Raw genomic sequence first — 23,239 nt, 5'->3', positions numbered from 1 at the left:
TGTAAATTCCACTTTAGGGTAAAATGCTCAATTCCCTTAAAATGCTGTTATATCAACGTTATTCTATAACTTTTTATTTAGGGTGATTACTTCCTGAAACTGTGAGAGAATAAAAGCGTAGAAATTTCCTACATTACAATAAATAGTTAACTAAAGCAATATTTTCCGCCCAGTTAACTTTCACTCCTTAGGCGGATAGAAAGAAAATAAAATGATTTGTAAAAATGAAATTGAAAAGTATCTTCAAAAAGATAACGACCATAACCCAGTCATTATGACCAGTGTCGATGAAGCTACATTTGTCATCCAACCGACAGAAGATACTGTAGGAGAATATCCTGATAATTGGCATCAAATTGCTTTATCGCTGTCTGAAACAGTAGCAGAAAAGCTATCCCTCCCAGTTCTCTTTGGAAATTATATTCCACTAAAAACCCCACCAGCAGGTTATACAGAGGGATTTACCTTTCAGAATCTCCCCTATTACTTTGCGATTGCTTGGCATCAGACTAACTTCACTATGGGAATTATCCTAAAAATTTCTGCATCAGCTTTGTCTCACTATAAAGCCTCCTATCAAGACTATTACAGTGAAGCAATTGATGTTCACAATATAGCACAACTGCTGTACGCTGACTATTATGATTTGCGCCTTTCTCGTATTGACCTTGCTGTTGATTACTTTAATTATCCAATGGCTGTCAATGACCTTTACCAAGGATTAAAAATCAAAAAATATATTATCACCAATCATAAAGGACGTAAAAATGTTTCTAAGATTAGCGCTCAAGAAGTGAATGGTCAAGCTCAAACTATGTATATTGGTAGCAGGAAAAAGAATGTAAGTGCTCTATTGCGTATCTATAACAAGTATCAGGAACAATTAGACAATCAAGGTCGCTATATGCACTTAACTAAGTATTGCAATTCTTGGGTACGCATGGAGGCTTCCTACAAAGGTACTTATAGCAATCAAATTCTAACCTTGTTGCTTGCTATTGATAGTTCTCAAGATTTGAGCAAGCTCATTGTCAACAAAATGATTGATAAATATTGTTTCCATGATGCAGAGACTGGTCAACTGTTGCCATTCACTAGTGATTTACTTAAAGGTTTTGGTATCTTCCCAGAGCTTGAATCCTTAAACTCTCGAAATAATGATTTATTAGCAACCATTTCTTATTTGTTAAAAGGTAGCGGATTTTATCCACTTCTAAAGAAAATTGAGGAAATTTGGGGTACGCAAGCCCGTAATCACTTCATCATCAGGTTAGTTCAAGAATACGAATTCAACTATATCCCAAATCCAGATGTTGGGATATGGTTAAACAAATTCGGTGGTGAACTGTCAAAACTAAATTTTAAAGATTTTCTGGAAGATGCCTTTCAAATCTTTTACCAAAAAAACAACATCACTCCTAAAGATTCCGCCAAGAAGCCTAAAAGTGATGTTGCGGATTAGCAAGAGATAAGTAGTAGCTTATCCCTACTGCTATTATCTCATATTTCAATTATATTTACCAAAGAAAGAGAGAATAGTATGTCTAGCAATAATTTTGACTTAAAGCAAATCGAACTCATGCTTCTTACCGTGATTGACCTACTAAAACATTTAAATAGTGAAAAAAATAGAACTGGCATTATTTATACTCAAAAAGAGTTATTAGATTTACTGAGTATATCTCCAAATACATTGAGGTCATGGGAAAATAGAGGTCTTAAACGTTTAGAACCACCTATTGAGGGTACTAGAACCGTTTACTATCATATTGATACTGTTTTAGAGTTTTTAAGCCACAACTAAAATGAAATGTGCTAGAATAGAAGTATCAAAAAAGAAAGAAAGTGAGATACTATCTATTTTAGCTTTTTTCAATTCTTCGATTGATTGAGGAGAGCAACTATGAATATAGAAAAAATCATCCATAAAGGCAAAACCGTCCTCAAGAAAGTAAAGGACAATGGCGAGATTAGTTATTCAGTAAAGAGCGTCTATCTAGGCTTAGATATAAAGACTGGAAAACCTGTAAAAACAACTGTAACAGCTAAAACCCTACGATCCTTAGATCGTAAAATTATTCAAGCTAAAATTGATTGGGAAGAAAATGGTTCAACAAGGAAAGAAACTTTTAGCATTGCTACCTTGTCAGATTTAGCTGAATTGTGGTTCTCCAACTACGAGACTTGGGTTAGTTCAGATAACACTCTCAATCGAGTGAGAAATTATCTTGATACCTATATATTACCCAAATTCGGACACTATCAACCAGATAAAATCACTTCTTCCGATATACAAAATTGGATTAACAATCTTGCCCAAAAATCTAAAGAATCTGTCGATGCCGGTAATAAACGAGCTAAAAAAGGAAGCGCAAAAGATTTCGGAGCAATCGCCCATAAATTAAGAGAGATTTTTGATTTTGGAATAACACATTTTGAACTCAAATATAATCCTGTTCAATCTATCAAGATTCCTCCAAAACCAAAAAGCAATCAAAAACGCATTATGGTTCTTCATGATGAAGATTTAACTAGCTGGCTAAATTTCGTTGATACTTTACCTAATACTAGGGCTAATCGCCGATTTAAAGTTATCTGCGACAGTCTACTTGCTTCAGGAATGAGAATCAATGAGCTATTGGCTTTGACTATATATGACCTTAATTTTGAAAGTTCTGAAATATTAGTCACTAAAACTCTTGTATGGAAAAATGCAAACCCTAAGTTAGGATTAAAAGGAAAAGTTGTTTGTAAAAATACTCCTAAATCTGATTCGGGCAATAGAAAAATAGCTGTTCCATACCAAATTATTGAGCAACTTCAAAACTTCCATGATGAAATGAATCTTTATTTCAAGAAGAACGGTCTTTCAAAAAGCAAGTTGATTTTCCCAACTATTTACGGAAACTATATGTGTGATAGAAATGAACGTGCAACCCTTAAAAAGCGATTAGTGGCTCTTGGTTTACCTGACTATGGCTTCCATCTTTTCCGCCATACACACGCTTCTATGATGTTAAATGCTGGTATGAACTGGAAAGAGCTACAACATAGAATGGGACATAAGTCTATCAAAACTACTATGGACATATATGCCGAGCTTGCCCCTAAAAATCAAACGCAAGCGGTAGATATTTATCTAAATAAAATTGCGGAGCTAACCTCATAAAACTCATGGCAACCTTTTTGGCAACCTCTGACATCTTTATCCAAATCAATAGCTTATAAATATTGATTTAATAGGGTTTATCACAACTAAAATAGATTTTAAGTATTCCTTACAGAGGTTAAGTAATTAAGATAAAGAAAAGCCTATGGAATCAATGTTTCAGAGGCTTTTTCTATTGCTTAAAATGCGGTTTTGTCTGATTTTTGTCTGATTAAACTCTAATTTATGTTACTCAATCAACTTTTCTAGCCTTTCTACCGCTCCTCTCATGGTATCTTTTTGCTTCTTAATCACATGGAGATAGACACGTTCAATCTCCTTGGAATCCTCTGAGTGTCCGACAAATTCTCGAATGGTAGGAAGGTCAATGCCTTCGCTTGCCATAATAGAGATAAAGCTATGGCGGAACATATGAGGGATGACATGAATCGGTCTGCCAAAGTCTAGAAAGCTATCGATATCCTTATAAGGCTTGCCTGCTTTCTTGTTATACTTTGCTGACTGACTAGAGCCACCTCTCAGGAATTGTGAGAGTTCGTTGTGATAAAGCGGAGAGCCTTGTCGATTACCTGCCCTAATATAGGTTCTAGTAAAGAGATATCCTAAATCTTGGTAAGTCGGGTTGAATTGAGCTTGGAACTTATTTCTATCAATGTAATGTCGCAAAATTTTCTCTACCTCAGGACTCATTGGAATTGTGCGGACACTTTCCTTGGTTTTAAGGTCTGCTCGATAGCGTTCTTTTTCGTCAAGATTAAGGGCTTCCATCACCTCATCTGACTTATTCTTACTTGCCCTCTGCCAATGAACCTTTATCCACTTCTCCTCAAAATCAAGCATGTCCTCATTCAAGCCCAGAACCTCACTTGGTCGCATGCCTGTCAGGAAAATCATTCTCAACACATCTGCGATAAGTTGATTATCAGGTCGGTTAGTCCAGCTTTCTATCAGGCGGAGAACATAATTAACCTCACTCGCTTCAAGATATTTTTCCGCAATGTCTTCACGTTTCTTGTCCTGCTCCTCACTCTTTGTCAGAACTCGCCTTTTAACTTTGTTGTTGGCAATCGGGTCTTGTGTAAGAGTTATCTGTCCATTTTCAACTGACCAGTCAAAAATCATCTTAAGGTAGATATGCAGATTTCTCGCCATGTGTATAGAAGAAGCATTGATAAGATTTTGAATTTCATCTGTCATAGAGGCAAATTTCGTGATGGACATTCTGGTATCAAAGTTCGGCTCAATATAGCGATTATAGATAGTAACCTTGTTTTAAGGGTATTATTGGCTGGTTTGACCCTTTCATGCCATGCTTTAAAGGCTTTACCGTAAAAATTTCCATCTTTATCAAATGGCTTGGCGATTTTTTCTAGGGTTAAAAGTCTCTTGGCTTTCTTAGGCTTAATGCCCATTAGCTCGGCGATATAGTCATCAACTAATTTATTCAGTTCTTGCGTGACCTGAGTAATCAATTGTGAGTTTTTAATATCGCTGACCAAGAGACGTTCTTTCCCAGAAGGTGACTTTTTGCTCGGTGTCGCCTTGGTGGTAAACCACCCTTTACTAGCGCCTGTAGAAAGGTATTTCTTATGAGATTTTTTAGTAATAGGGTGGGTGAATCGCATAGCGAATTTCACCAAGACATTACCCGCCTTATAAGGGTCTGGTCGCCAAGAACTGATGATAAGTACTCTTGAACCATTATCTCTCATAGGGACTACCTACGCCATCTTTGCGACATACTGATTGGCAATTTTGTAGTCAAACCACGCCACAAAGACTTCTGAGTGGATAAAGACATTGCCGTGTGTTCCTTTGATACCGAAAGCGTAGGGGCTGTCTTTCATCTGACGAATGTACCTATTAAGTGTTGCAACGGTCATGCCATGCCAGAGCTCATCTAGAAAGACGGATTTGCGGTGCCAGTTACGGGTCAAGTCAAAATCATGTTCTGTTTTTAATGTTGCCATTGAATTCTCCTTCTGTTTTAGTTATAATCAAGTTAGTTATTTTTGAACAGGCGATTTATAGCTTGCTACAGATCGTCTTTTCTTATGCCCCAATAGGCTGAGCTTAGTTGCTCTTGTTTGTACTGCTGAATGTCAGTCTCGTCTGTTTCGGTTAGCTTAGAAATTCCCAATTCAAGTAAGTGCTGTATATAGCCATCTGCCTTTTCTTGCCCGTGAGATTCTGCCTTTGCGACATAGAGTTTTCCAAGTGTCCGCGAGACTTGTTTCTCTGTCCACTTCTCAGACCGTTTTAGGGTAGGTTTTGTCCGCTTCACGCTTAAGACCGTCTTTTCTTGTGTCTCTAGGTAGTCATTCCACCATTTTACGGTCTTTCTTCGCCAACGGTTAGAATCCTTGTCCCTAGGGCTGACAAAACGATAATGTCCGTTAATCGCTTCAAAGTAAATCTCTTTGAGTGGTCGCCCATCTTTTATCTGTTTGGCTAGTAAATTTGCCTTTTCCTGCCAACATCTAAGCTCTGCTCTCGTCCATGATAAAGGCGTGTCTGGTAAATCTTGGTCTAGTCTTTGTTCTAACAATTTGTTATAGACACACCATTGATGAGCACCTCTAACACCAATCGTAACCATTTCACCGACCTTTTCACCATTTTCAAGGATACTCTTTTCATGGTAATCAAAGGTTTTAGCGGTTGATATGCAGAGTTGCTTTTTACAATAACTGTAAATGAGTGGGACAGATAGACTGTCATCAAAGATATCGTTGGCAATATCTAGTCTCGTAACATTACTATGACATTCAGAAATGCGTTTCATCAAGATTACCCAGTTATTGACATTGCTTTCCATATATTCTTCATACTGACGGCACCCCTGCCCTCTCAGTTCGATAAAGACCCCCATTTTGGATTCCCAATCCTTATTGAAGTAAACTTTTATCTCTGAGAAGGCATAATGCCGTTGGTACTTGTTTATCCCCCATTCATTGAGGACAAACTTATCTTTAGGAAGAATGAAGATTTTCTCAATGACATCATCTGGAGCCAATCCTTTAATCGTTACGGCTAAATAGTCTAACATCACTGAGTTATCCATGTTTAGGCTCCAATAAATTTAATATCGGTTGCCACTAGCTTTAATCCACCCCAATTCCCACCACCATTATTGTTAGCTCGCCAACCAAGGTGGACTTCTGGATTGACAAGTTCTACCACAAGGGAGTTTAACTCATCCTTTTCAACGGATTTAGCCAACTTGTCAAGATTGTCTACAATCTCCAAGCGAATGCCCTTAAGGTCATCAGGGGAATAGCCCAAGTCTTTCAAGGCTTGAATTTTGTCTATATCTTGTACAGAGCAAGTGATTTTAGCCACTTCATCTGTCGCAATGCTTTCGCCATTGACATTTTTATAGACTGGTGCAACCCGTGAAGAAAGTATAGTCACTTTCTTTGGAATGTCAAATTGTGATTTATCTAATTTCAAATCACCAACTTTTACGGTTTCGTCTGTTAAGTTAAATTTTGTCATGTGTTTTTCTCCTGTTCATAAAAGCTACGCCTACATGAAATCTGTCATAAACCGTTGATATCATGGGCTTTATAAAGGTTTTTTCGTGAAATTTGCTTCAAATCGCTGAACCCCTTGCGTATCAAGGATTTTTACCACATTTCGTGTATGTGTGCACCCCCTAATAGGGACTGGGGTGCAAATACCAAATCGAGTTCAGCCGTTTGCCACCTTCCCCACCTACTCTGGGCTACCGTGTTGACCACTCGCCCAGCGATGGGGTGGCGAACCGTCTTCATCGATGAAAGAAACCAAATCTCTTAAATGATTTCTCTTCAGTCTCTTTCTCCAAGGTCTGGATTCTAGTAAGAAGCACTTCTAACTCCTGTTTCAACTTTGCTAGATTCCTTCGATAATCTTCTTGGATTTCCTTAAAGGAGACTTCTAACTCATCAACAAGTTCTCTAATAGGTTTTTGATAATCATTTTCTTTAGAAAACCCATAAACGCTTAGAATTGCTCTTTCCAGCCCCAACGAAGACTTCTTATCCGCAATCGCTTGAAAATGGTTTAGGTCATCTTCTGTAAAAAGATAAACTTTAGAATAAGATTTTCGACCCGTTCTCACTCTACTTTCTTTAAATTGAGTACCAGTCAGGCTTTCAATTTTTAATCGCCACTTTTTCAGTGTTGAGACTGAATTAAGACCGTCAACCCTATCCACAACTTCTTGATAATCGTATTCATTCATTAGCTTACCTGTGTTTTCTGTTTGAGAAAGTCAATCACAATCTGCAAAGCTCTAGATTCAATCAATTGCTCAAATCCCGTACCCTTTGATAAGGCGATAGAATTCTCTGTCATCTAAATCTTTACAGTCCTCTGGTTTGATTAAGACTTTCTCTTGTGTATCTTGTGAGTAGGCTACCCACTCTATCATTTGTAGTTCCATATCTGTTAAATTTATAATTACCCTCTTTTCTGATTTTACATTCAACCAGCATTTATCCGAAATATCTGGTATAATTACAGCAATTAGATTTACTGTCCTTGAACGATGTACCAGATTGTTCAAGGATTTTTTGTACCTTCCTTTCTTTTTTGATTGTTTGGTTATCTCCTTCTTATTCGATATATGCGTTTTTATGTACGTTTTGCATAAAATTTTTTGAGCAATCTTCACGCTCACCAATAAGTATATACGATATCATACACGATGTCAAGTGTTTTCTCCAAAAAATGTACGATTTTATAAACTATTGTGTTATAATGGTCTAAGAGGTAACTTATGTTTGGAATACTTAAACCTGATAAAAGGGCTGTGGGGCGAAGACTTAGACAAGTCAAGGATGAGTTGAACTTGTCCTTTACAGATTTTGGAAATCGTCTAGGACTCAAAAAATCAACCATTAATGCATATGTTAGAGGAGACAACCTAGCTCCTCTTGAAATTTTAGAAAAAGTATCGAAAACCTATGGAAAACCTATAGGTTGGTTTTACTATGGAGAATTAGAAGAATACATTGAACTTTATCTTAGAAAACTCGGTTATGGTAAAATTCTAGATGAATATCCTGAAACCCCATTAAAGATAAAGGACGAACTTTTTAGGGTTAAAACAAATCCAATACAATCAGTCACAACTAGTGGAGGGGTAAGTATTGGAACATTTGAAAATCCTGACTGGGAAAATGATTTTGGTTATCCAAGTGAAGGCTACTTAGATGATATCTTCTTTGAAATGCTCTATGACACGCTAAAAAATTCAATTAGACAGGAAGCTCAGACCTATCTAAGTCAGCAAAAAGGACTTGATGATACTAAAATCAAAGAACTTTCTGATTACTTTGCCAATCAAATCTATACTTCATATGATTTTATCGGAAATCTAGAAAATCTTTCCAAAGATAAAATCAAACAAGAAGTTAAAGAAGGCTATGAACGCCTACTTAAAGATTCGCCTCAAGCAGGCGTAAAAGTTAGCTATGATTCCAATTACCTGCTTGGTTTTCTAATAAATACACTTGCGGATAGCCAAACAACAAGACAACTGCTTTCAGATATGTCCCAAGCAACAGTCGGTATGCCTTTTTCACAATTTCATGAAGGACATGAATTAGTTGAGGTCATTCAATCCGTTAGACCACGCCTGATAGAACTTTATAACAATACAACCTCTGACGATTGGACTGACTGGGCGGAGAAATAACTTTAGAGAGGAAGATGAAAATGGATAGATTTAAAAATATACCCAAACCACATTTACCACAAAGACTCCCTTTTGACTATACTTCAATATATACTGACCCTCAAATTATTAAGTTAGTCACTAAAGCCAATATTGCTATTGGTACTTATGAAGGATTTTTAGAATCCATCATTAACCCTATGTTGCTGATTTCTCCCTTGCTTAGCCAAGAAGCCGTTCTCTCCTCAAAACTTGAAGGAACTCATGCTACTTTGGAAGACTTACTTAATTACGAAGCAGGTAATAAAGTTGATATTGAGCGAGACGAACTGCATGAAATTATTAACTATCGAAAAGCACTCTTTTACGCCTTAGAAAATATCTCTACCATCAATAATAACGATTCTAAAGGCTTGCCTTTATCTAATAGAATTATTAAAGAAATGCACAAAATTCTTCTGGATAATGTTAGAGGTAGTAGTAAAAATCCTGGTAATTTTAAGAGAAGCCAAAACTATATCGGTAGCGTAGCTTCAATATCATACACTCCTGTACCTGCGGAACAAACACCAGAATACATGTCTAACTTAGAGCAATATATACATTATGATGATTTAGACCTGTTGGTTCAGTCGGCAATTATTCATGCTCAGTTTGAAATGATTCACCCTTTTGAAGACGGTAATGGACGAATTGGGCGATTGCTCATACCACTGTTCCTATATTATCAGGAACTCCTTTCTTACCCAACCTTTTATATGAGTTCATACTTTGAAAAAGATAGGTCTCTTTATATATCTCACCTGTCAAATATTTCAAAAAACAACAACTGGAAAGACTGGTTTAAATACTATCTAGAAGGAGTGATATTCTCCGCAGAAGAGAGTACAAAAAAAGCTCAAGATATACTGAGCCTGTATAACATCATGAAGGAACAAATCATCCCTAACCTTAATTCTGTCTCAGGTATCCAGCTTCTTGACTTTATATTCTCAGCTCCAATCTTTAAGGCAGACCAAGTTAGTGAACACCTAAAAATTTCTAAGAGAACTACCTATACTTTACTGAATAAGTTAATTGATGAAGGATACCTTTCAACTGATAGCGCTCAAAGAAATAGAACCTACTATTGTCCTCAACTTCTTTCAATCGTTCAATAAGGTATCTCTTAATGAAGTAATATTCATTTCTGCTTCACTTATTTCTTCTTTAGTGAAGTGAAAGTCATTTTTACTTCACTTATTCATTTCTTAGTGAAGTGAAACTCATTTTGGCTTCACTTATTTTTTGTTATGTGAAGCAAAGTTGTTTTTCGCTTCACTAAGTAGATAGCAAGTGACTTATCATTTATACCATATTTACTTATACTTAATAAAAGGAATTTTACCCATGCCAAAAAATAGGATAAACAATTTCGTCAATATAGGTGTCTTAATCTTAGTAATCTCTTTTATACTATTAGTCCTTGATATAGTTAATCTTCCAACAAAACTTGGTTTTAATATAAAAACTTTAAACATTGAAATTTGGAATATTTACGCTACGCTTCTGGGAAGTGGTTTAACTCTATATGGTGTGCTCATAACAATTAATAGTCAGTATGAAGCACAAATAGAGGATACTAAACGGATTGTAAAGCCTATGATTGATGTGTCGTCCGTTGACGAGTATAATTACAAGAATAAGTATATTCAATTTGACTTTATGTTCCCCAAAGCATATCCGAACCTTCCAAGAAAGGATAATGTTGATACTCCAAATGTCACCATCTCTCTAGAAAACATTGGAACTAGAGAACTGTATAATTTATATATAGGAAATTTTGAAGCTACTTATTTTAATGATGGTGGCTATTATTATCAATTAGCCCCAATCCTGTATTCCGACCATCAACTACAACTTAATCTTGTGTTTTATGAGAAAATCGGTTATCTTAAAGAATTTAATCAGGAAGATAAATTTCATATGCTCGTTTCTCCCATCAAATTCTCAACTTATTTCCAAGATTGCTTAAATAACTGGTACAAACAATCGTTTGAATTACGCATTTTCCACCAAGTTCAAGCCAACAAATCAGATGAAGAAACTTCACTAACAGTCAGTATTGAGAGAGTGAGCATATATTCTGCTCCCAAAGAGATTTCTCCTGACTCACTTCCGTGGGTAACTAATCCGAGTAAATTAGTCCATTTTCTGTGATATCACTTATAACTACCTTAATCTTAGGCAACCTCTAATCAGATGAACTAAATTTTGTCTGATTTTTGTCTGATTAAAACTAAAGCAAGGTCAAAATCACCCAATTTCATCAATAATTGAAAAGTTAAAAAGCCCATAAAATCAACATTTCTGTTCATCACGAATATTGCCAAATCACACATCACGCTCACAGAGGTTAAATAAGCATACCTAACTCAAAACGCCTTACTGGGCGTTTTTTGCTTGATTGGCGAGCAATCTTTAGCTTTTCAGGAGAGATTTATGACATTTTATCTTTGGATGTTCCCTCTACTCTTTATCTTTCACGATATGGAAGAAATTATCGGTCTTGTCCCTTGGATTCATCTCAACGAAACCTTGCTGGCTCAAAAGGCTCCAGCTATTCTCAAGATTCACAAAGGAATTACAACAGAGGGATTTGCCCTTGCTGTTTTTGAGGAGTTTATCATTGTCTTATCCATCACTTTATTAGCGTATTTTACTCAATCTAGAGCGCTCGAATTAGTTTGGTTAGGAGGATTTGTGGCCTTTGCACTCCATCTCTTGCTCCATATTGGACAATCAATTCTTCTCCGTAAGTATATCCCTGCTCTCATCACTTCTATCCTTTGTTTTCCTGTCAGTGCTTATTTGATTACAGACATCGTGCATTTGTGGCAGGTTTCGACCAGCGAATTTTTCCTATTTTCACTGGTCGGTTCAGGCATCGTCGTCATCAATCTCCTCTTTGCTCTCTGGCTTGGGAGAAAGTATTCCACCTGGCTTGTTCACAAAAACGAATAAAATCCCCTGCAAATCTACATTGCAGAGGATTTATGTTTATTCTTGTACTTCTTTCTGAGCAGCCTTTCCTTGGTCTAGAAGGGCTTGGACGATTTTCTCATCGCGGAGTTTAACAGAGTCGTTGATCATTTCTGCAGATTTGACGATGGTTGTTTCTAGTTGAGCACGTTTCTGGCGTCCCAACTCAATGGCAGCAACGATACCTTGGTTTTGAGCGACTAGACTTTCAGCAAGTTTGGTGACGGATTCAACAGCTACTGTTGGACTTTGGGCAATTCGTTCCATCTGCGGAATCACTTCCTTGCTGGTTTCAGCTAACATCTGAAGGGCTGCATTGTTGGCATTGGAGATGGCATCCGCCACGACCCCTGATTTGATTGATTGTTGCAAAATACCAAGTTGGGCAATCGAAAGCTTCATGGTTGGAATGGTATTACGGCGAAGCATCCCCAATTTTTGACGCATGTCCGATGAAACTTTGACGAGATTACGCATCTGTGGAGTCGTCGTCCAAGCTACGTAAAGGCGGCTAACATACTCTGTATGTTGTTGTTCCAGTGTATTGACCACTTCTGCCATACGAGCTAATTCTTGGGACTTCATCTGGTATTCTACCGTTGTTGCATCTAATTGATCAACTTGAGCCTTCAATTCTGCAGCGCGATTCCCAGCTTCTGTCTGGCTGGCTTCGATAAAGGAAATAACTCCCACTAGATTTTCAATGGATTTGGTATTGTCCTCAATCAACATCTCAGCAGAAACAATATTTCGAGCAAGCACATCTTCTTGCTTGACCACTGCGGCAGCCATACCATCTAGCTTTTGCTCAACTGTTTTTGAGTCAAAATAAAATTCTTGCAGACTGTTCTGGCTCTTTTTAAACAATTTTTGCAAAAAGTTTGGCTTTTCTTCCAATTCTGCAATTTCAGCATTTTTGTATTTGGCTACAAAACCTTGGAGTTCACGGTTGGTATTTTTCAGCAAGTCATCCACCTGCGGAATTTGCAGTTTCTTCTGCTCGGTCAAGATACGGTTAACGGTACCATTGACACCTTCCACCGCTGATTGACCAAAGTCCAAGAGAGCATTTTGGTCTGTGACAAACTGATCTACCAACTGAGGCACGCGCCCCTTAATCTGCTCTTGTTGCTCAGGACTTAGCTTTTCAAGAAAAGTGATCGTCTGGGCTGAGCCTGTATTAGTCTCGATGATTTCGGTTGTCTTGTCCACTTTGGCCACTGTATTATTAGCAATCTGATCAATATCAAAATTAAATTCTGTCATGGTTACTCCTTTGTGTCTACCCTATTCTTTGCGATCTTTTCCTAAGATACGCAGGCTAATATCAAAATCTCTCATATCTGTTTCATTGAGCTCTCTCAAAACTTGGTCTAGCTCAAGGTCAAATTGTTCGATGGCTGCTTTAGCTTGTTCCAAGCGTTCTTCCGCCCGATTATAATTTTTGGGATTTGCCTTAATCTTTAAATAGCCCTCTAAAATCGTTTGGAATTTCTCCATTTTTAAACTATGGATGGCTGTCAGCTCTTCTTTGGCTCCAACATCCGATGACTCGATTTTGTCGAGAATCGCTTGATGGTCCGCAGCAATATTTGCCAAGGTCTGAGACAATTCAGGCGCCAATTCTTCGGGCTCCTTATTGTCAATGTCTACCAGACTCTCTCTTTCTAGTCGCTCTAGCTGGACGTCTATGGTCGCCCTTACTGAACGAACCTTTTTATCAATGCGACTATAAACAGCTTCGTCAATATAAGATTTTAAACGATTAGCTTCCTGATGAATCTCTTTGAGCTCAATCAATACTTGGCTAGCTAGGCTTTTATAGGCTGCTGATCCTTTCTCAGACAAGGTCTCCTCTAACTGCTGGATATCTTTATCAGCCTGACGAATCCGAGCTTTTAAAAGCTCAATCTGATCTTCCAAAGAACGATCCTTCAAGAGAGGATAACGCCAACGCTTATAGGCTAGATAAGCCCCGAAACCTATCAAGCCACAAATTGCCAAAGGCAGAGCTACCTGAACCAAGAGACCTAGTAAAAATAAGCCACCCCAGAAATAAAGGCATCCTTTCAATAATACATTACCCGATTTCATAAACATTCCTTATCTTAAGTTTATAAATCTATTTTAGCACAAAAGCTGAAAATGAGGGCGGAAAAGTCAACTAAAACACGGATTTCTTTACACTATAACTAGAAAGATTCTCGATGACTAAAAGCACTCCTTCCGACAATGCCCAAACCCAGAAATTAACGGTTTAAGGCAAAGCAAAAAGCCCACTGTTGTAGGCTTTCTGTAAGATATTTCTTAAAATTAAAGCATCTTGTTGTAGAATTCAACGACAAGTGCTTCGTTGATTTCTGGGTTGATTTCGTCGCGTTCTGGCAAGCGAGTCAATGAACCTTCCAATTTTTCAGCGTCGAATGATACGAATGCTGGACGTCCAAGAGTTGCTTCAACAGCTTCAAGGATTGCTGGAACTTTCAATGATTTTTCACGAACTGAGATCACTTGACCTGGAGTTACGCGGTATGATGGGATATCAACGCGTTTTCCGTCAACAAGGATGTGACCATGGTTTACGAATTGACGAGCTTGACGACGAGTAGTCGCAAGACCAAGACGGTAAACAACGTTATCCAAACGACGTTCCAAAAGAAGCATGAAGTTGAAACCTAGGATTCCGCCTTTGATTTTTGTAGCTTGTACGAACAAGTTACGGAATTGTTTTTCACCTACACCGTAAGTGAAGCGAAGTTTTTGTTTTTCAGCCAATTGCAAACCGTATTCTGACAATTTAGAACGGTTGTTTGGTCCGTGTTGTCCTGGTACGTAGTTACGACGTGCCAATTCTTTACCTGTACCTGTAAGTGAAAGGCCAAGGCGACGAGCTTGTTTCCAAGATGGTCCTGTATAACGTGACATATGTATGTCCTCCTGATATAAATAATATTTGGCGGAAATAGTCACTTAGAAAGCCCTGATTCGTGCAGATGCCCTTCGCCTAAACAGCCAAGGTTACTTGTCATAAGACACCTGTTGACGAGCTTCATGCTTTCCTGCTGCTATTTCACACAAAGGCTATTGTACCATGAAAAGCTAGATTTGTAAAGGGATTTTACGCCTTTGTAAGTGGTAAAATTTTTTAGAAAACCTCAAACCCTATGAGAGAGACCCCCAAGCAAGAAAAAAAACTAGGATTTCCCTTGTCCCAGTCTTGACATTCTGCTCATTATGCTTTAACATAGAGTATGTAGACTGAGTAAGTTGGGGAAATAAAATTTCTTCTTTCGGTTTTTACTTACTCGGTGCCGTAAGGATTGCAGTCCTTACGGCTTTTTTATTTGCTTAAATTTGATATCATTATAGCACGTTTTATCCTCTGGTGCAACTATTTCTAAATATCAGGGTTTAAATTTCTTCCAGGTAATTTTCCCAGTTGGCATATATTGACTTGTTTTTTTGGACTCTAAGCGTCTAACCTCCCCACCAGATAGCCCTCTTTGCTCTTGAATTTGATCATAGTCAACAATCCAAGACCCCAATAATAATTCCCGAAGTTCGTCTTTATCAGCCAAGAGTATCATTTTACTCATTGCTTCTGCTCCTTTTTCTGTCCAATATTTTCCACCTCTCTTCATACGGTAAGTAATTTTACGATGCTGACTTTCCATTATACCTATTCCAGAATGTGAAAGGCCTCTCAATTCTGCAGGCTTGGTATATTGAAAATTTTGAAGAAGGCGCCGTTTAAATTTATAGAACTGTTCTATCTCTTCCTGAGTCTCTATTAAAGCCTCTGTCGTATCTAAAACACTACGTAATAAACTTTTATCATGCCTTTGAATCGCTTGAAATGCTTTCTCTAAAAGCTCTGATGGATAAGAATTGAAAAAGCTCTTTAAACTATGATTAAGATGATATTCGTCCCAAAAATGCTCATGGCGACTTACTCTGAGTATCTTTGCCATTTCTTTAAAGACATACGGTGTATAGCCATGCCCTCCATCTGAATTAGTGACAAAAATAGTTTCTTTACTAATCTCGAAAGTATTAGTTAAATAGTCTATTACCTGCTCTCTCACTAAACGATTTTTGGGTGAAATAAATTCCTTTTTGTTTTGCAGTTCAAATCTCTTACTCCCTATCTTTTTACTTCCTGTATGTACGACAAAATGAGAAAGATCAATACGGCGATTATTTAGATTTTTATCACTTGATTTTACCATTACACCATCTCCCTCTACGTAGATGACATCTACTTTCTCTTTTATTTCGTTTGATTCTTGATAAGACTGGTAACTTTCCTGTTTCTTCAACAAATCAGCGCATAGTTTAACTGCCTTAACGACTGTAGGTTTTGTAATCACAATATTATAAGTCATTTCAATCACTTGTATCACTTTTCCATAAGACATCATAGTAGATAATTTAGCTATTTGGTACATAAATTCTCTGGAATACCTAGTATTTCTCTCTAAACCCAATTTATCATCAACAGGAATTATCCAGTTATCTCCTTTTTTCCAACGCCTTCTCCTAAAAGTAAATTCCCCAAATGTAAAAGCTACTGTTCGCTCCATTGAATGAATACAGGTATAACCTCTTCGCTTCATGATAGGCACTTGTGAATCATCATAAGATTTTATCCAATTTAAAAAATCTTTACCGCTACTCTCTAATAAATTCTCCTTGAATAAACGTTCATCTAGCACCTGCCACAACCTCCTTTAGTACAATAGAGCTATTGTACAAGTCAGGTAGAACTTTAGGCAAATTTATTTTAATTCTACAAAAAACTCCTGACATAAATCAGGAGTTAAAGATATAGATACGAACTATTAAATCTAACAAACAAATACAATGTTAGTAGTTTGCCATTTTTTTAAAAAACGTCAACATTAATTATCATCTTCTTCACTCTCAGCACCTGTGATATGACGTCCCCCCTGCATACGCTGTCCTGCTTGTTGCATTTGTTGGTTCATGTAATTCATTTGATTCATGCTCTGTTGAAATTTTTGTTGAGAAGAATCAGGCTGTGCTGGTGGTTGTGATTCTGAAACTGGTGCATCTGCAGGTGGATTCGGATCTTGAATTGGGGACTCTATTTCTTCAGCTGGAGGAGTTGGATCGACAATAGGGGCATCTGTTGTTCCTGGATCAATTGGAGGCTCAGGAATGTCAATTGGTCCAGGCTGACCAATTCCAGGAACAGCATCATTTTTCAGAGCGTTATAGGTCGCATTTTGAGCAGAGACGGCCTTATCATCTAGGTTATTTAAAACGTTGCCTACTGCCCCTTTCGTATTTTGCATGGCTTCAAAAGTTTTCCATTCTGCCAAATCAACCATATTGCTTACACCACCTTTGGCCGCATTCATCAAGCCCTGGTCTTTTACAGAGTTCCAAGCACCTTGAATACCACCTCCAGTCCTGGCAAGGCTATTCCCTAGGATCTGGCTTCCTTTAGATAAGGCATCTGGAGCTTTTTGTGCCATATCCATACCAAATTGACCAAGTGCCATACCCCCATTAAAGACACCACCTGCTCCAGCCGCAAAGGCATTGCCCATCATCATAGCACCGAGCAGTTGTTGAGCTGTTTCACTATGACCGGTTGAAACTCCAAGCCAGCGCTCAATCATGGCCACTCCTTGCATGGATGCAAAGAATACTCCAACATAAACTACACAGGCCGCTATCATTTGTTCCCAACTATTAAGGCCTTCAAAGAATCCTCCAGAAAGCTTCGCTACAGCTGAGACAGAGAGAACTGGTAAATCTCGGAAAATCTCAAGCGTTACACGCATAATGATCACTTCAAAGAAGATACCTGCTCCAGCACCGCCAATTGTTCTTAATAATTCCTTATATTTTTTAGAGTTAGAAAGTGAAGTATAACCGACTAGAGGTGAAATAAGTGCTTCAATAAGAATATCAAAAATAGATTTTACGAGTTTAATGGCCATACTCGTTAAAAGAATAATCAAAATAAAGTACTGAGCAAACATCCCGATCCAATTGACTTTATAACGCATATAAACTGGTTCAAAAGCATTTAATCCCTTTATAATGCGATGTTCGTCAACAGTTAAAATTCCATTTTGAGTTGCATTTAATTGATGAAGAAAGAGTCCTTTTAATCCCTTTTGTTTTGCCTCAAGAGCATCTAATAGAACTGTATCAGTCGCTCCAAATGTGGCACTAAAATCAATTCGTGAAGCAAAATCAGAGGTATCACGTTCATCTGGACTATCTGTAATATTATTAAGAGGAGTCGAGCCTTCCTGAATAGGTTTAATAAAGCCATAGTCATCCATTGGGAAAAGTTCTGTTGAAAAATCCTTATCAATTAAAACTTTCAAATCTACAACATTATTTTTCATAGGTTGAATGGCTAGAGAAGAGAAATACTTTGAATTGTCTCCTGAGGCACTCTCTACTTTCTGAACACTCTGCACATCTTCAGAAATGGCCGTAGATATTGTCGTTAAAGCCAACGGTAAAGCTGAAGATACTAGGGTCACCATCAAAAAATTTAAGATTACATTTTTATATTTAACTGGTTTTGTAAAAACTCCTTTAACAGCTGATACAACGAGTATTAAGGCAAACAGAGAAGTTCCAATTACCTGAAACCAGTAAAAAAATTGACCAATTACTGTCTTCTGATCCCCCAGATATCCGAAAAGTCCAAAAAGCTTAAATAAATTGTTAAAAACATGTTCTAGACTAGCAGTTATAAAATACAGCCCTTTAGCCAAAGAACCCCATAAACTAGATAAAAACGCTAAATAAGCTGGTGTTGGTTCCAGGTAATTGCTCCAATACTTATAAAATTCAACTAAAGGAGCCGAACGTTCATCTGTTATTGGAATCTTATCATGTAAATCATTATGTGTTGAGAAACTTCCTATCAAATCTGAAAAAGTACTATACTTCATTACTATCTCCTTTTTATTACTATCATAAAGAATAATAAAAAAATTTGTAGTAAAGGGACAAACCTCAAAAAAGAGCGATTAATAAGGACTAAAAACATAAAATCGCATAGTATCAATTTTTTTGAATACTTGATACTATGCGATTTATCATGAAAAAAAGTTACGGTTTATTTTCGTGGAATTGAGTTTTTTTCGCCTCTAAATGGCTATTATTTCGCTACACCAGTAAAAACAAACTGATCCCAACCATCTCCTAACGATATAATTTTAATCTTTTTCCCACCATCACTTAGTTTTACTTGGTAAATAGATTGATCACTCCCCTTGATCTGAATATAAAAAATTGTATCATTTGAATTAGATTCTGCTTTATTTTTTTCAGCCGGACCTTTAAAGTTAGAAGCTAGCTCGTCCTCAGACAATACTTGATATGTTTTGATATGAGATTCAATTTCAGTTCCGTCTGAAATTGTACTCTTATTCACATCAAAATCAAACTCATTAGTGGTTTCATCAAAATATGTTGCATTATCTGTATCAGATCGATAATACCCAAAATAACGACTTTTTAAGGTGCTAGGTGTGCCGTCTGCATTTTTTGAAGTTTTACCTGAACAAGCCGTTAAGATAGCAATACAGAGGCCAAGAACTCCTAAAATAAGCATCAATTTCTGTTTCATCATAGATGATCTCCTTTATTCCTTTTTTACTTGCTTTATTATACCAAACTTTTAGCCTAAAATCACTCCTTCATAACACGATTTAACCAGCTAACTGTCAGCTCTTCAACTATTTCTTGTTTCCCACTAACTCCCAAAATAGTTATCTCATTTTTTATCAATAACTCTAAAATTTTATTCTGCTGTTCCTTAATTTCAGTCAAACTCTTAGAAAAGGCATTGTCATATAAATTCAAGCCATCTAATTGACAAATTTTTTCCAGCTGAGCTAACATAAACGCATTGAAAGAAGGAAAATTTTGTTCCTTTTTCATCATATGTAGCTGAATAAACATATCTTCTGGTATATTGCGAATAAGTAAATCTTTAGTCATCACATTCTACCTCCCCTTCATACTCTAGCCAACGTGAAATATGATCGCCATAACAATGGATCTTTTCGTTGAAACTATCTAATTGTTCTGTTTGTTTTTGAACTTGGTTTTTAATATGGTCTGAAGCTAATTTCATATTTTCCAAATGAGCTACATATAATTCTTGAGCTCTATTGAATCTCCCAAATTCAATTTTTTCACGCAAAATCTGAAGTAAAAACTCATTAAAAGATTTTGCTTTTTTCTTTTTAGCAAGTGATTTTAAATAATCAATTTCCAGTTGAGTTAATCCACGAATTTTCAACTCACTTCGTTTTCCGTTAGTCATTTATTATCCATCCTTTCTACTCCACCAAAAAATCATAATGCCTCTTACTTTTCAATTCAATATAATCTGCAAGTACGAAATAAAACTCATTCTCTGGCGTTCCTTTTGAACGTTCCTCCAATTCATGTAAAACTTTTAAACTATCTGGTGAACGAATTAAAAATTCTCGAAATTGTTCAATAGTATCTCTAGTATTTTCTCTATATAAATCTGTCCGACTCATTAATAATTCTTGAATCAAACTGAGTTGATTTTTAACTATTGTTTCAAAGCTTTCATCGTAATCCGTTGACCGTAAAAAGCTCTTTATTTTCATAACACCCTGAGGGGAAATGTATGTTACACCACCTTGTTTTTTGATATCCATATCCTCCAATTTTTGACGGTGATATCTAACTAAACTTTTTGTAATCCCCAACTCTTTCGCAACTTCTAACATCGTTTTCCAATTATCCATAAACACACCATTTTCCAAATTAATTTTTTATAGAGTGAAGCAGGGGAAAATTTGACCATATTTTGACTAGGCAATTTGCTTACCTTTTTCCTCTCCTATACCTAATAAAAGAGCATAAGGGAAACTGTTACCACATCCTGTGATAAGTTGATAGTATCAACGTTTCTAGTGTCCCCAATTTTCTCGGCTTCGCCTACTTTTACACACTTACAAATTACCCCCTCCCACATCATACACACACTAAAACACACTTATAAACATCAACTTTTCTCCTAATTTCTATAAAATATATGGTTCTAAACTTCCTAATTTTATTACTTTTTTATATTCTTTTTAAGTTGTTTTCTCTCTTCTACTGATAGAATTGTGACTCGTTTAGGAGCAACAGACAAGAATAAAATTACACCTGCAACTGAAGCTGGAAACAACATAACTTTGTTTTTCTTTGAAGATGATTGAAGCTGTATGTAACAGATTGGATAAATTAAAAACCATGCTAGGAGTGTCATTACAAAACTATATAATAGTGCTTCAAAAATTCTAAAAATTAATTCCATTTTCTCTCCTTTATTTTTTTATTTTAATTTCAACTGTGTGATTTCTTCTTTCATATTTTGATACATTTCCATAATATGTTTAAAAACTATCGGATCAAAATTCTTATACTTCTCAACAATTGATAACATTGGAAAACCATCTATTTTTTCAGAATTCAGATATTGAGTTACAATTGTTTTATCAGTTATCAATGACGCTACTCTTACTAAAGCAGGAATACTCGTTATTACTTCCTGATTCTGATAAAAAGTTATCATAATATCGCCAACTTTTAAATTTAAATCCTCAAATTGTTCCTCCGGCACCTTGAAATAATAGGCCAATTCTTCCTGTCCTAATCCAGTCAAATAATAACCTCGAATAATTTTATAACACTCCATAATCCCCCTCCTTCACAAATCGAAATGGTGCATCGTAGTATTTATAGTTAGTCGTCGTCTCTTTTTGTTTGGGCTTCTGATAATGATCTAAAAATTGACGAGCTAAACCTTTTGTTTCAAATACTACTACCACATCATCGTGACGAATAAAATCACCATTATAAAAACTGAAGATTAACCATTTATCCATTTTTACCCTCCTTATAAAAGTCCCAAGACGTCAATTGATTATGATACTTTATCTTGTCTGTTATACCTTGTAAACGCCCCTCTTCATCCACCACACAAGGAATTCCCTCACGTGTAATATAATGACAAAGTGAAGAGTAGTTCAATCTCAATTTCCTTGCAATTTCTTTCCTAAATAAACCTTGATGCGCCAACTTTCTAATCTCCTTCCCATACTGACTAGGCACATTAGGTATCCCTAAATCACTCCTTTTATGAGCCACAGAATGATAAGAACGACCAAGTAACCTAGCTTGTTCTTTCACAGTTATTTTCCCACTCATTCTTTTTAAAGCATTAATTTCCCAGTCGGACCATTTATCCAATAGTTTAGTTTGAGTTCCCTCTTTTCTCAATTGATGAACTTTTCCTCTAACTGCAGATGCAGTTCTTCCTAGATACATCGCTACGGTAATACAATTGTCGCCATCAGGCTCTTCTGCAAACATTCTTACATAGTCTATTTCTTCTTGTGTCCATCGACGACACTTTTTTTCATTCATTCTTTTCCCTCCAGTATCATAGATATAATGTAATGGCAGTCTGGCTATTAAATTTTTTCCTACTTTTATCCCACATCCTCCTCAAATAATTCTCCTTGTATGACATGTTTTAAGCCCTCCTGTACATGATAAATAGTTTGGTTGATAATCTTTCTAGGTATCTTCAAAAGATGCGTAATGGTATCTAAATAGGCCTTTTTAGAATCTTGTTTCTTTTGCATAGCCGTTAAGATTATCATTCGAATAGAGGCTAATATTAATCCCCCTCCTCGCCCTTTTTTAACTTGTAAAAAAATTTTATGCTTCTCTACCAGTCTACGTAGAACGATTTTTAAGCTAGAACTGGCAATTCCAAGAGCAATCTGTAAGTCTTTTTGTGTCACTTTTAAAATAGTTTGATCTTGATTCGTTCTCTTTGTAATGTAAAACATAAGATCTTCTTCCCACTCGGAATAATGACTATTCTTTCTGTCAGCACGTTTCTTCTTAAATTTGTACCAACGTTGCTTCACAAAGAGATCTGAAGCCTTGAGTTCCTGACTGACCCATGCTTTACATAAAGTCATCACATAATCACGACTAGCAGCTTCATATTTTCCTGAGTAGGCGCTTGTGATAATCTTATGATATTCAGCTGAAGAGAGTGGTTCGTCTAGATTCGCATTAAAACTAGAAAGAACCTCCTCACACTCTTCCTGATCGATTCCTGAAGAGAAGTTGGCTAAAGCTAGCGTGAAAAGAACGTTGTTTCTTCCCATCAAGGCTTTTCCACCTTTGATATTCCCCTCTCTCATCAGCAATTGATACCAGGGTTCATCAATCTGTTTCACCCCTTCAGAACCTGAAAGAACCGTCAAATTGGGCTTTTTACTTGGGAAAGGAAGTTCTGATTGCTTCATCGACCAATCTAACCACTCCTGGAACGAATA

The 23,239-nt window shown here is 36.7% G+C and carries 25 protein-coding genes and 2 pseudogenes; 7 read left to right on the top strand and 20 right to left on the bottom strand.

Annotated elements, in window-relative coordinates:
- Window positions 1–211 precede the first annotated feature (211 nt).
- The 3 genes from ADI74_RS10070 (at window position 212) to ADI74_RS10060 (ending at window position 3,169) form a co-directional block, all read left to right on the top strand.
- Window positions 212–1,462 carry a replication initiation factor domain-containing protein gene (locus ADI74_RS10070; protein WP_049538671.1) on the top strand — a complete coding sequence of 417 codons (1,251 nt, stop codon included), beginning with the start codon at window positions 212–214 and terminating at the stop codon, window positions 1,460–1,462.
- A gap of 78 nt (window positions 1,463–1,540) precedes the next feature.
- Complete coding sequence (locus ADI74_RS10065) at window positions 1,541–1,804, top strand: MerR family transcriptional regulator (protein WP_049538669.1); 264 nt, start codon at window positions 1,541–1,543, stop codon at window positions 1,802–1,804.
- Between the two features lie 99 nt (window positions 1,805–1,903).
- Complete coding sequence (locus tag ADI74_RS10060) at window positions 1,904–3,169, top strand: tyrosine-type recombinase/integrase (RefSeq protein WP_049538667.1); 1,266 nt, start codon at window positions 1,904–1,906, stop codon at window positions 3,167–3,169.
- Window positions 3,170–3,397: 228 nt separating this feature from the next.
- On the opposite strand, the pseudogene ADI74_RS10055 reads toward ADI74_RS10060, so the two are convergent.
- The 6 genes and pseudogenes from ADI74_RS10055 to ADI74_RS11440 form a co-directional block, all read right to left on the bottom strand.
- Window positions 3,398–4,881: pseudogene (locus ADI74_RS10055) on the bottom strand (tyrosine-type recombinase/integrase).
- Window positions 4,882–4,890: 9 nt separating this feature from the next.
- The gene (locus ADI74_RS10050) at window positions 4,891–5,139 is read right to left on the bottom strand and encodes a hypothetical protein (RefSeq protein WP_049538666.1); all 249 of its coding nucleotides are present in this window, start codon (window positions 5,137–5,139) and stop codon (window positions 4,891–4,893) included.
- A 65-nt stretch (window positions 5,140–5,204) separates the two neighbouring features.
- Window positions 5,205–6,233, bottom strand: coding sequence for a replication initiation factor domain-containing protein (locus ADI74_RS10045; RefSeq protein WP_049538665.1), 1,029 nt, complete (start codon window positions 6,231–6,233; stop codon window positions 5,205–5,207).
- A gap of 2 nt (window positions 6,234–6,235) precedes the next feature.
- Complete coding sequence (locus tag ADI74_RS10040) at window positions 6,236–6,667, bottom strand: hypothetical protein (protein ID WP_049538664.1); 432 nt, start codon at window positions 6,665–6,667, stop codon at window positions 6,236–6,238.
- A 274-nt stretch (window positions 6,668–6,941) separates the two neighbouring features.
- Window positions 6,942–7,397 (bottom strand): hypothetical protein, encoded by a 456-nt coding sequence (locus tag ADI74_RS10030; RefSeq protein WP_049538663.1) that lies wholly within the window; start codon window positions 7,395–7,397, stop codon window positions 6,942–6,944.
- Window positions 7,397–7,613: pseudogene (locus ADI74_RS11440) on the bottom strand (hypothetical protein). The gene ADI74_RS10030 and the pseudogene ADI74_RS11440 overlap by 1 nt, the downstream one beginning before the upstream one ends.
- 321 nt (window positions 7,614–7,934) lie before the next feature.
- Between ADI74_RS11440 and ADI74_RS10020 the strand changes: the two are divergent.
- The 4 genes from ADI74_RS10020 to ADI74_RS10005 all read left to right on the top strand — a co-directional run bounded on the left by ADI74_RS10020 (window position 7,935) and on the right by ADI74_RS10005 (window position 11,837).
- Window positions 7,935–8,855: a helix-turn-helix domain-containing protein gene (locus tag ADI74_RS10020; protein ID WP_049538662.1), complete on the top strand. Its 921-nt coding sequence runs from the start codon at window positions 7,935–7,937 to the stop codon at window positions 8,853–8,855.
- Between the two features lie 20 nt (window positions 8,856–8,875).
- Window positions 8,876–9,994: a Fic family protein gene (locus ADI74_RS10015; protein WP_049538661.1), complete on the top strand. Its 1,119-nt coding sequence runs from the start codon at window positions 8,876–8,878 to the stop codon at window positions 9,992–9,994.
- A gap of 229 nt (window positions 9,995–10,223) precedes the next feature.
- Window positions 10,224–11,033 (top strand): hypothetical protein, encoded by an 810-nt coding sequence (locus tag ADI74_RS10010; RefSeq protein ID WP_049538660.1) that lies wholly within the window; start codon window positions 10,224–10,226, stop codon window positions 11,031–11,033.
- Between the two features lie 282 nt (window positions 11,034–11,315).
- Window positions 11,316–11,837 (top strand): HXXEE domain-containing protein, encoded by a 522-nt coding sequence (locus tag ADI74_RS10005; protein ID WP_049538658.1) that lies wholly within the window; start codon window positions 11,316–11,318, stop codon window positions 11,835–11,837.
- 36 nt (window positions 11,838–11,873) lie between these two features.
- Here ADI74_RS10005 and ADI74_RS10000 read toward each other — a convergent pair whose 3' ends face one another.
- The 14 genes from ADI74_RS10000 to ADI74_RS09935 form a co-directional block, all read right to left on the bottom strand.
- A complete protein-coding gene (locus ADI74_RS10000; RefSeq protein WP_049538656.1) occupies window positions 11,874–13,121 on the bottom strand; it encodes a toxic anion resistance protein in 1,248 nt (415 codons plus the stop codon).
- A gap of 21 nt (window positions 13,122–13,142) precedes the next feature.
- Window positions 13,143–13,949, bottom strand: a complete 807-nt coding sequence (locus tag ADI74_RS09995; protein ID WP_080980409.1) for a hypothetical protein — start codon at window positions 13,947–13,949, stop codon at window positions 13,143–13,145.
- Window positions 13,950–14,168: 219 nt separating this feature from the next.
- Window positions 14,169–14,780, bottom strand: a complete 612-nt coding sequence (gene rpsD / locus ADI74_RS09990; protein ID WP_000092756.1) for a 30S ribosomal protein S4 — start codon at window positions 14,778–14,780, stop codon at window positions 14,169–14,171.
- A gap of 479 nt (window positions 14,781–15,259) precedes the next feature.
- Window positions 15,260–16,570, bottom strand: a complete 1,311-nt coding sequence (locus tag ADI74_RS09985; RefSeq protein WP_049538652.1) for an ISLre2 family transposase — start codon at window positions 16,568–16,570, stop codon at window positions 15,260–15,262.
- Between the two features lie 186 nt (window positions 16,571–16,756).
- Complete coding sequence (locus ADI74_RS09980; RefSeq protein WP_049538650.1) at window positions 16,757–18,802, bottom strand: pLS20_p028 family conjugation system transmembrane protein; 2,046 nt, start codon at window positions 18,800–18,802, stop codon at window positions 16,757–16,759.
- A gap of 209 nt (window positions 18,803–19,011) precedes the next feature.
- Window positions 19,012–19,485, bottom strand: coding sequence for a hypothetical protein (locus tag ADI74_RS09975; protein ID WP_049538648.1), 474 nt, complete (start codon window positions 19,483–19,485; stop codon window positions 19,012–19,014).
- Between the two features lie 59 nt (window positions 19,486–19,544).
- Window positions 19,545–19,856: a hypothetical protein gene (locus tag ADI74_RS09970; RefSeq protein WP_038804255.1), complete on the bottom strand. Its 312-nt coding sequence runs from the start codon at window positions 19,854–19,856 to the stop codon at window positions 19,545–19,547.
- Window positions 19,849–20,184 carry a hypothetical protein gene (locus tag ADI74_RS09965; protein ID WP_049538647.1) on the bottom strand — a complete coding sequence of 112 codons (336 nt, stop codon included), beginning with the start codon at window positions 20,182–20,184 and terminating at the stop codon, window positions 19,849–19,851. Before ADI74_RS09965 ends, ADI74_RS09970 begins: the two co-directional genes overlap by 8 nt.
- Window positions 20,185–20,200: 16 nt before the next feature.
- Window positions 20,201–20,641, bottom strand: a complete 441-nt coding sequence (locus ADI74_RS09960) for a hypothetical protein (protein WP_049538646.1) — start codon at window positions 20,639–20,641, stop codon at window positions 20,201–20,203.
- Window positions 20,642–20,955: 314 nt separating this feature from the next.
- Window positions 20,956–21,198 carry a hypothetical protein gene (locus ADI74_RS09955; protein ID WP_049538645.1) on the bottom strand — a complete coding sequence of 81 codons (243 nt, stop codon included), beginning with the start codon at window positions 21,196–21,198 and terminating at the stop codon, window positions 20,956–20,958.
- An 18-nt stretch (window positions 21,199–21,216) separates the two neighbouring features.
- Window positions 21,217–21,579: a hypothetical protein gene (locus tag ADI74_RS09950; RefSeq protein ID WP_049538643.1), complete on the bottom strand. Its 363-nt coding sequence runs from the start codon at window positions 21,577–21,579 to the stop codon at window positions 21,217–21,219.
- Window positions 21,566–21,769 carry a hypothetical protein gene (locus tag ADI74_RS09945; protein ID WP_049538642.1) on the bottom strand — a complete coding sequence of 68 codons (204 nt, stop codon included), beginning with the start codon at window positions 21,767–21,769 and terminating at the stop codon, window positions 21,566–21,568. Before ADI74_RS09945 ends, ADI74_RS09950 begins: the two co-directional genes overlap by 14 nt.
- Entirely contained in the window at window positions 21,762–22,310 is a 549-nt protein-coding gene (locus ADI74_RS09940; RefSeq protein WP_049538641.1) for a hypothetical protein, read from the bottom strand. The genes ADI74_RS09945 and ADI74_RS09940 overlap by 8 nt, the downstream gene beginning before the upstream one ends.
- Window positions 22,311–22,375: 65 nt before the next feature.
- On the bottom strand, window positions 22,376–23,239 hold an 864-nt coding region (locus ADI74_RS09935), incomplete at its 5' end, for a primase C-terminal domain-containing protein (RefSeq protein ID WP_049538638.1).

The sequence above is a fragment of the Streptococcus pseudopneumoniae genome, from assembly GCF_001074565.1.
Lineage (GTDB): Bacteria > Bacillota > Bacilli > Lactobacillales > Streptococcaceae > Streptococcus > Streptococcus pseudopneumoniae_J.
The sequence above is the reverse complement of the archived record's forward strand: the minus strand, read 5'-3'. Positions and strand labels throughout refer to the sequence as shown.

Excerpts from the sequence above, each read along its gene's own strand:
- ADI74_RS09945 (WP_049538642.1), bottom strand. The coding sequence starts at position 21,769 with ATGGATAAATGGTTAATCTTCAGTTTTTATAATGGTGATTTTATTCGT.
- ADI74_RS10040 (WP_049538664.1), bottom strand. The coding sequence starts at position 6,667 with ATGACAAAATTTAACTTAACAGACGAAACCGTAAAAGTTGGTGATTTG.
- ADI74_RS09995 (WP_080980409.1), bottom strand. The coding sequence starts at position 13,949 with ATGAAATCGGGTAATGTATTATTGAAAGGATGCCTTTATTTCTGGGGT.
- ADI74_RS10060 (WP_049538667.1), top strand. The coding sequence starts at position 1,904 with ATGAATATAGAAAAAATCATCCATAAAGGCAAAACCGTCCTCAAGAAA.
- ADI74_RS09965 (WP_049538647.1), bottom strand. The coding sequence starts at position 20,184 with ATGACTAACGGAAAACGAAGTGAGTTGAAAATTCGTGGATTAACTCAA.
- ADI74_RS10005 (WP_049538658.1), top strand. The coding sequence starts at position 11,316 with ATGACATTTTATCTTTGGATGTTCCCTCTACTCTTTATCTTTCACGAT.
- ADI74_RS09955 (WP_049538645.1), bottom strand. The coding sequence starts at position 21,198 with ATGGAATTAATTTTTAGAATTTTTGAAGCACTATTATATAGTTTTGTA.
- ADI74_RS10020 (WP_049538662.1), top strand. The coding sequence starts at position 7,935 with ATGTTTGGAATACTTAAACCTGATAAAAGGGCTGTGGGGCGAAGACTT.
- ADI74_RS09960 (WP_049538646.1), bottom strand. The coding sequence starts at position 20,641 with ATGGATAATTGGAAAACGATGTTAGAAGTTGCGAAAGAGTTGGGGATT.
- ADI74_RS09975 (WP_049538648.1), bottom strand. The coding sequence starts at position 19,485 with ATGATGAAACAGAAATTGATGCTTATTTTAGGAGTTCTTGGCCTCTGT.
- ADI74_RS09940 (WP_049538641.1), bottom strand. The coding sequence starts at position 22,310 with ATGAATGAAAAAAAGTGTCGTCGATGGACACAAGAAGAAATAGACTAT.
- ADI74_RS10070 (WP_049538671.1), top strand. The coding sequence starts at position 212 with ATGATTTGTAAAAATGAAATTGAAAAGTATCTTCAAAAAGATAACGAC.
- ADI74_RS10045 (WP_049538665.1), bottom strand. The coding sequence starts at position 6,233 with ATGGATAACTCAGTGATGTTAGACTATTTAGCCGTAACGATTAAAGGA.
- ADI74_RS10065 (WP_049538669.1), top strand. The coding sequence starts at position 1,541 with ATGTCTAGCAATAATTTTGACTTAAAGCAAATCGAACTCATGCTTCTT.
- ADI74_RS10000 (WP_049538656.1), bottom strand. The coding sequence starts at position 13,121 with ATGACAGAATTTAATTTTGATATTGATCAGATTGCTAATAATACAGTG.
- ADI74_RS10030 (WP_049538663.1), bottom strand. The coding sequence starts at position 7,397 with ATGAATGAATACGATTATCAAGAAGTTGTGGATAGGGTTGACGGTCTT.
- ADI74_RS09950 (WP_049538643.1), bottom strand. The coding sequence starts at position 21,579 with ATGGAGTGTTATAAAATTATTCGAGGTTATTATTTGACTGGATTAGGA.
- ADI74_RS09970 (WP_038804255.1), bottom strand. The coding sequence starts at position 19,856 with ATGACTAAAGATTTACTTATTCGCAATATACCAGAAGATATGTTTATT.
- ADI74_RS10015 (WP_049538661.1), top strand. The coding sequence starts at position 8,876 with ATGGATAGATTTAAAAATATACCCAAACCACATTTACCACAAAGACTC.
- ADI74_RS10050 (WP_049538666.1), bottom strand. The coding sequence starts at position 5,139 with ATGGCAACATTAAAAACAGAACATGATTTTGACTTGACCCGTAACTGG.
- ADI74_RS09980 (WP_049538650.1), bottom strand. The coding sequence starts at position 18,802 with ATGAAGTATAGTACTTTTTCAGATTTGATAGGAAGTTTCTCAACACAT.
- ADI74_RS10010 (WP_049538660.1), top strand. The coding sequence starts at position 10,224 with ATGCCAAAAAATAGGATAAACAATTTCGTCAATATAGGTGTCTTAATC.
- rpsD (WP_000092756.1), bottom strand. The coding sequence starts at position 14,780 with ATGTCACGTTATACAGGACCATCTTGGAAACAAGCTCGTCGCCTTGGC.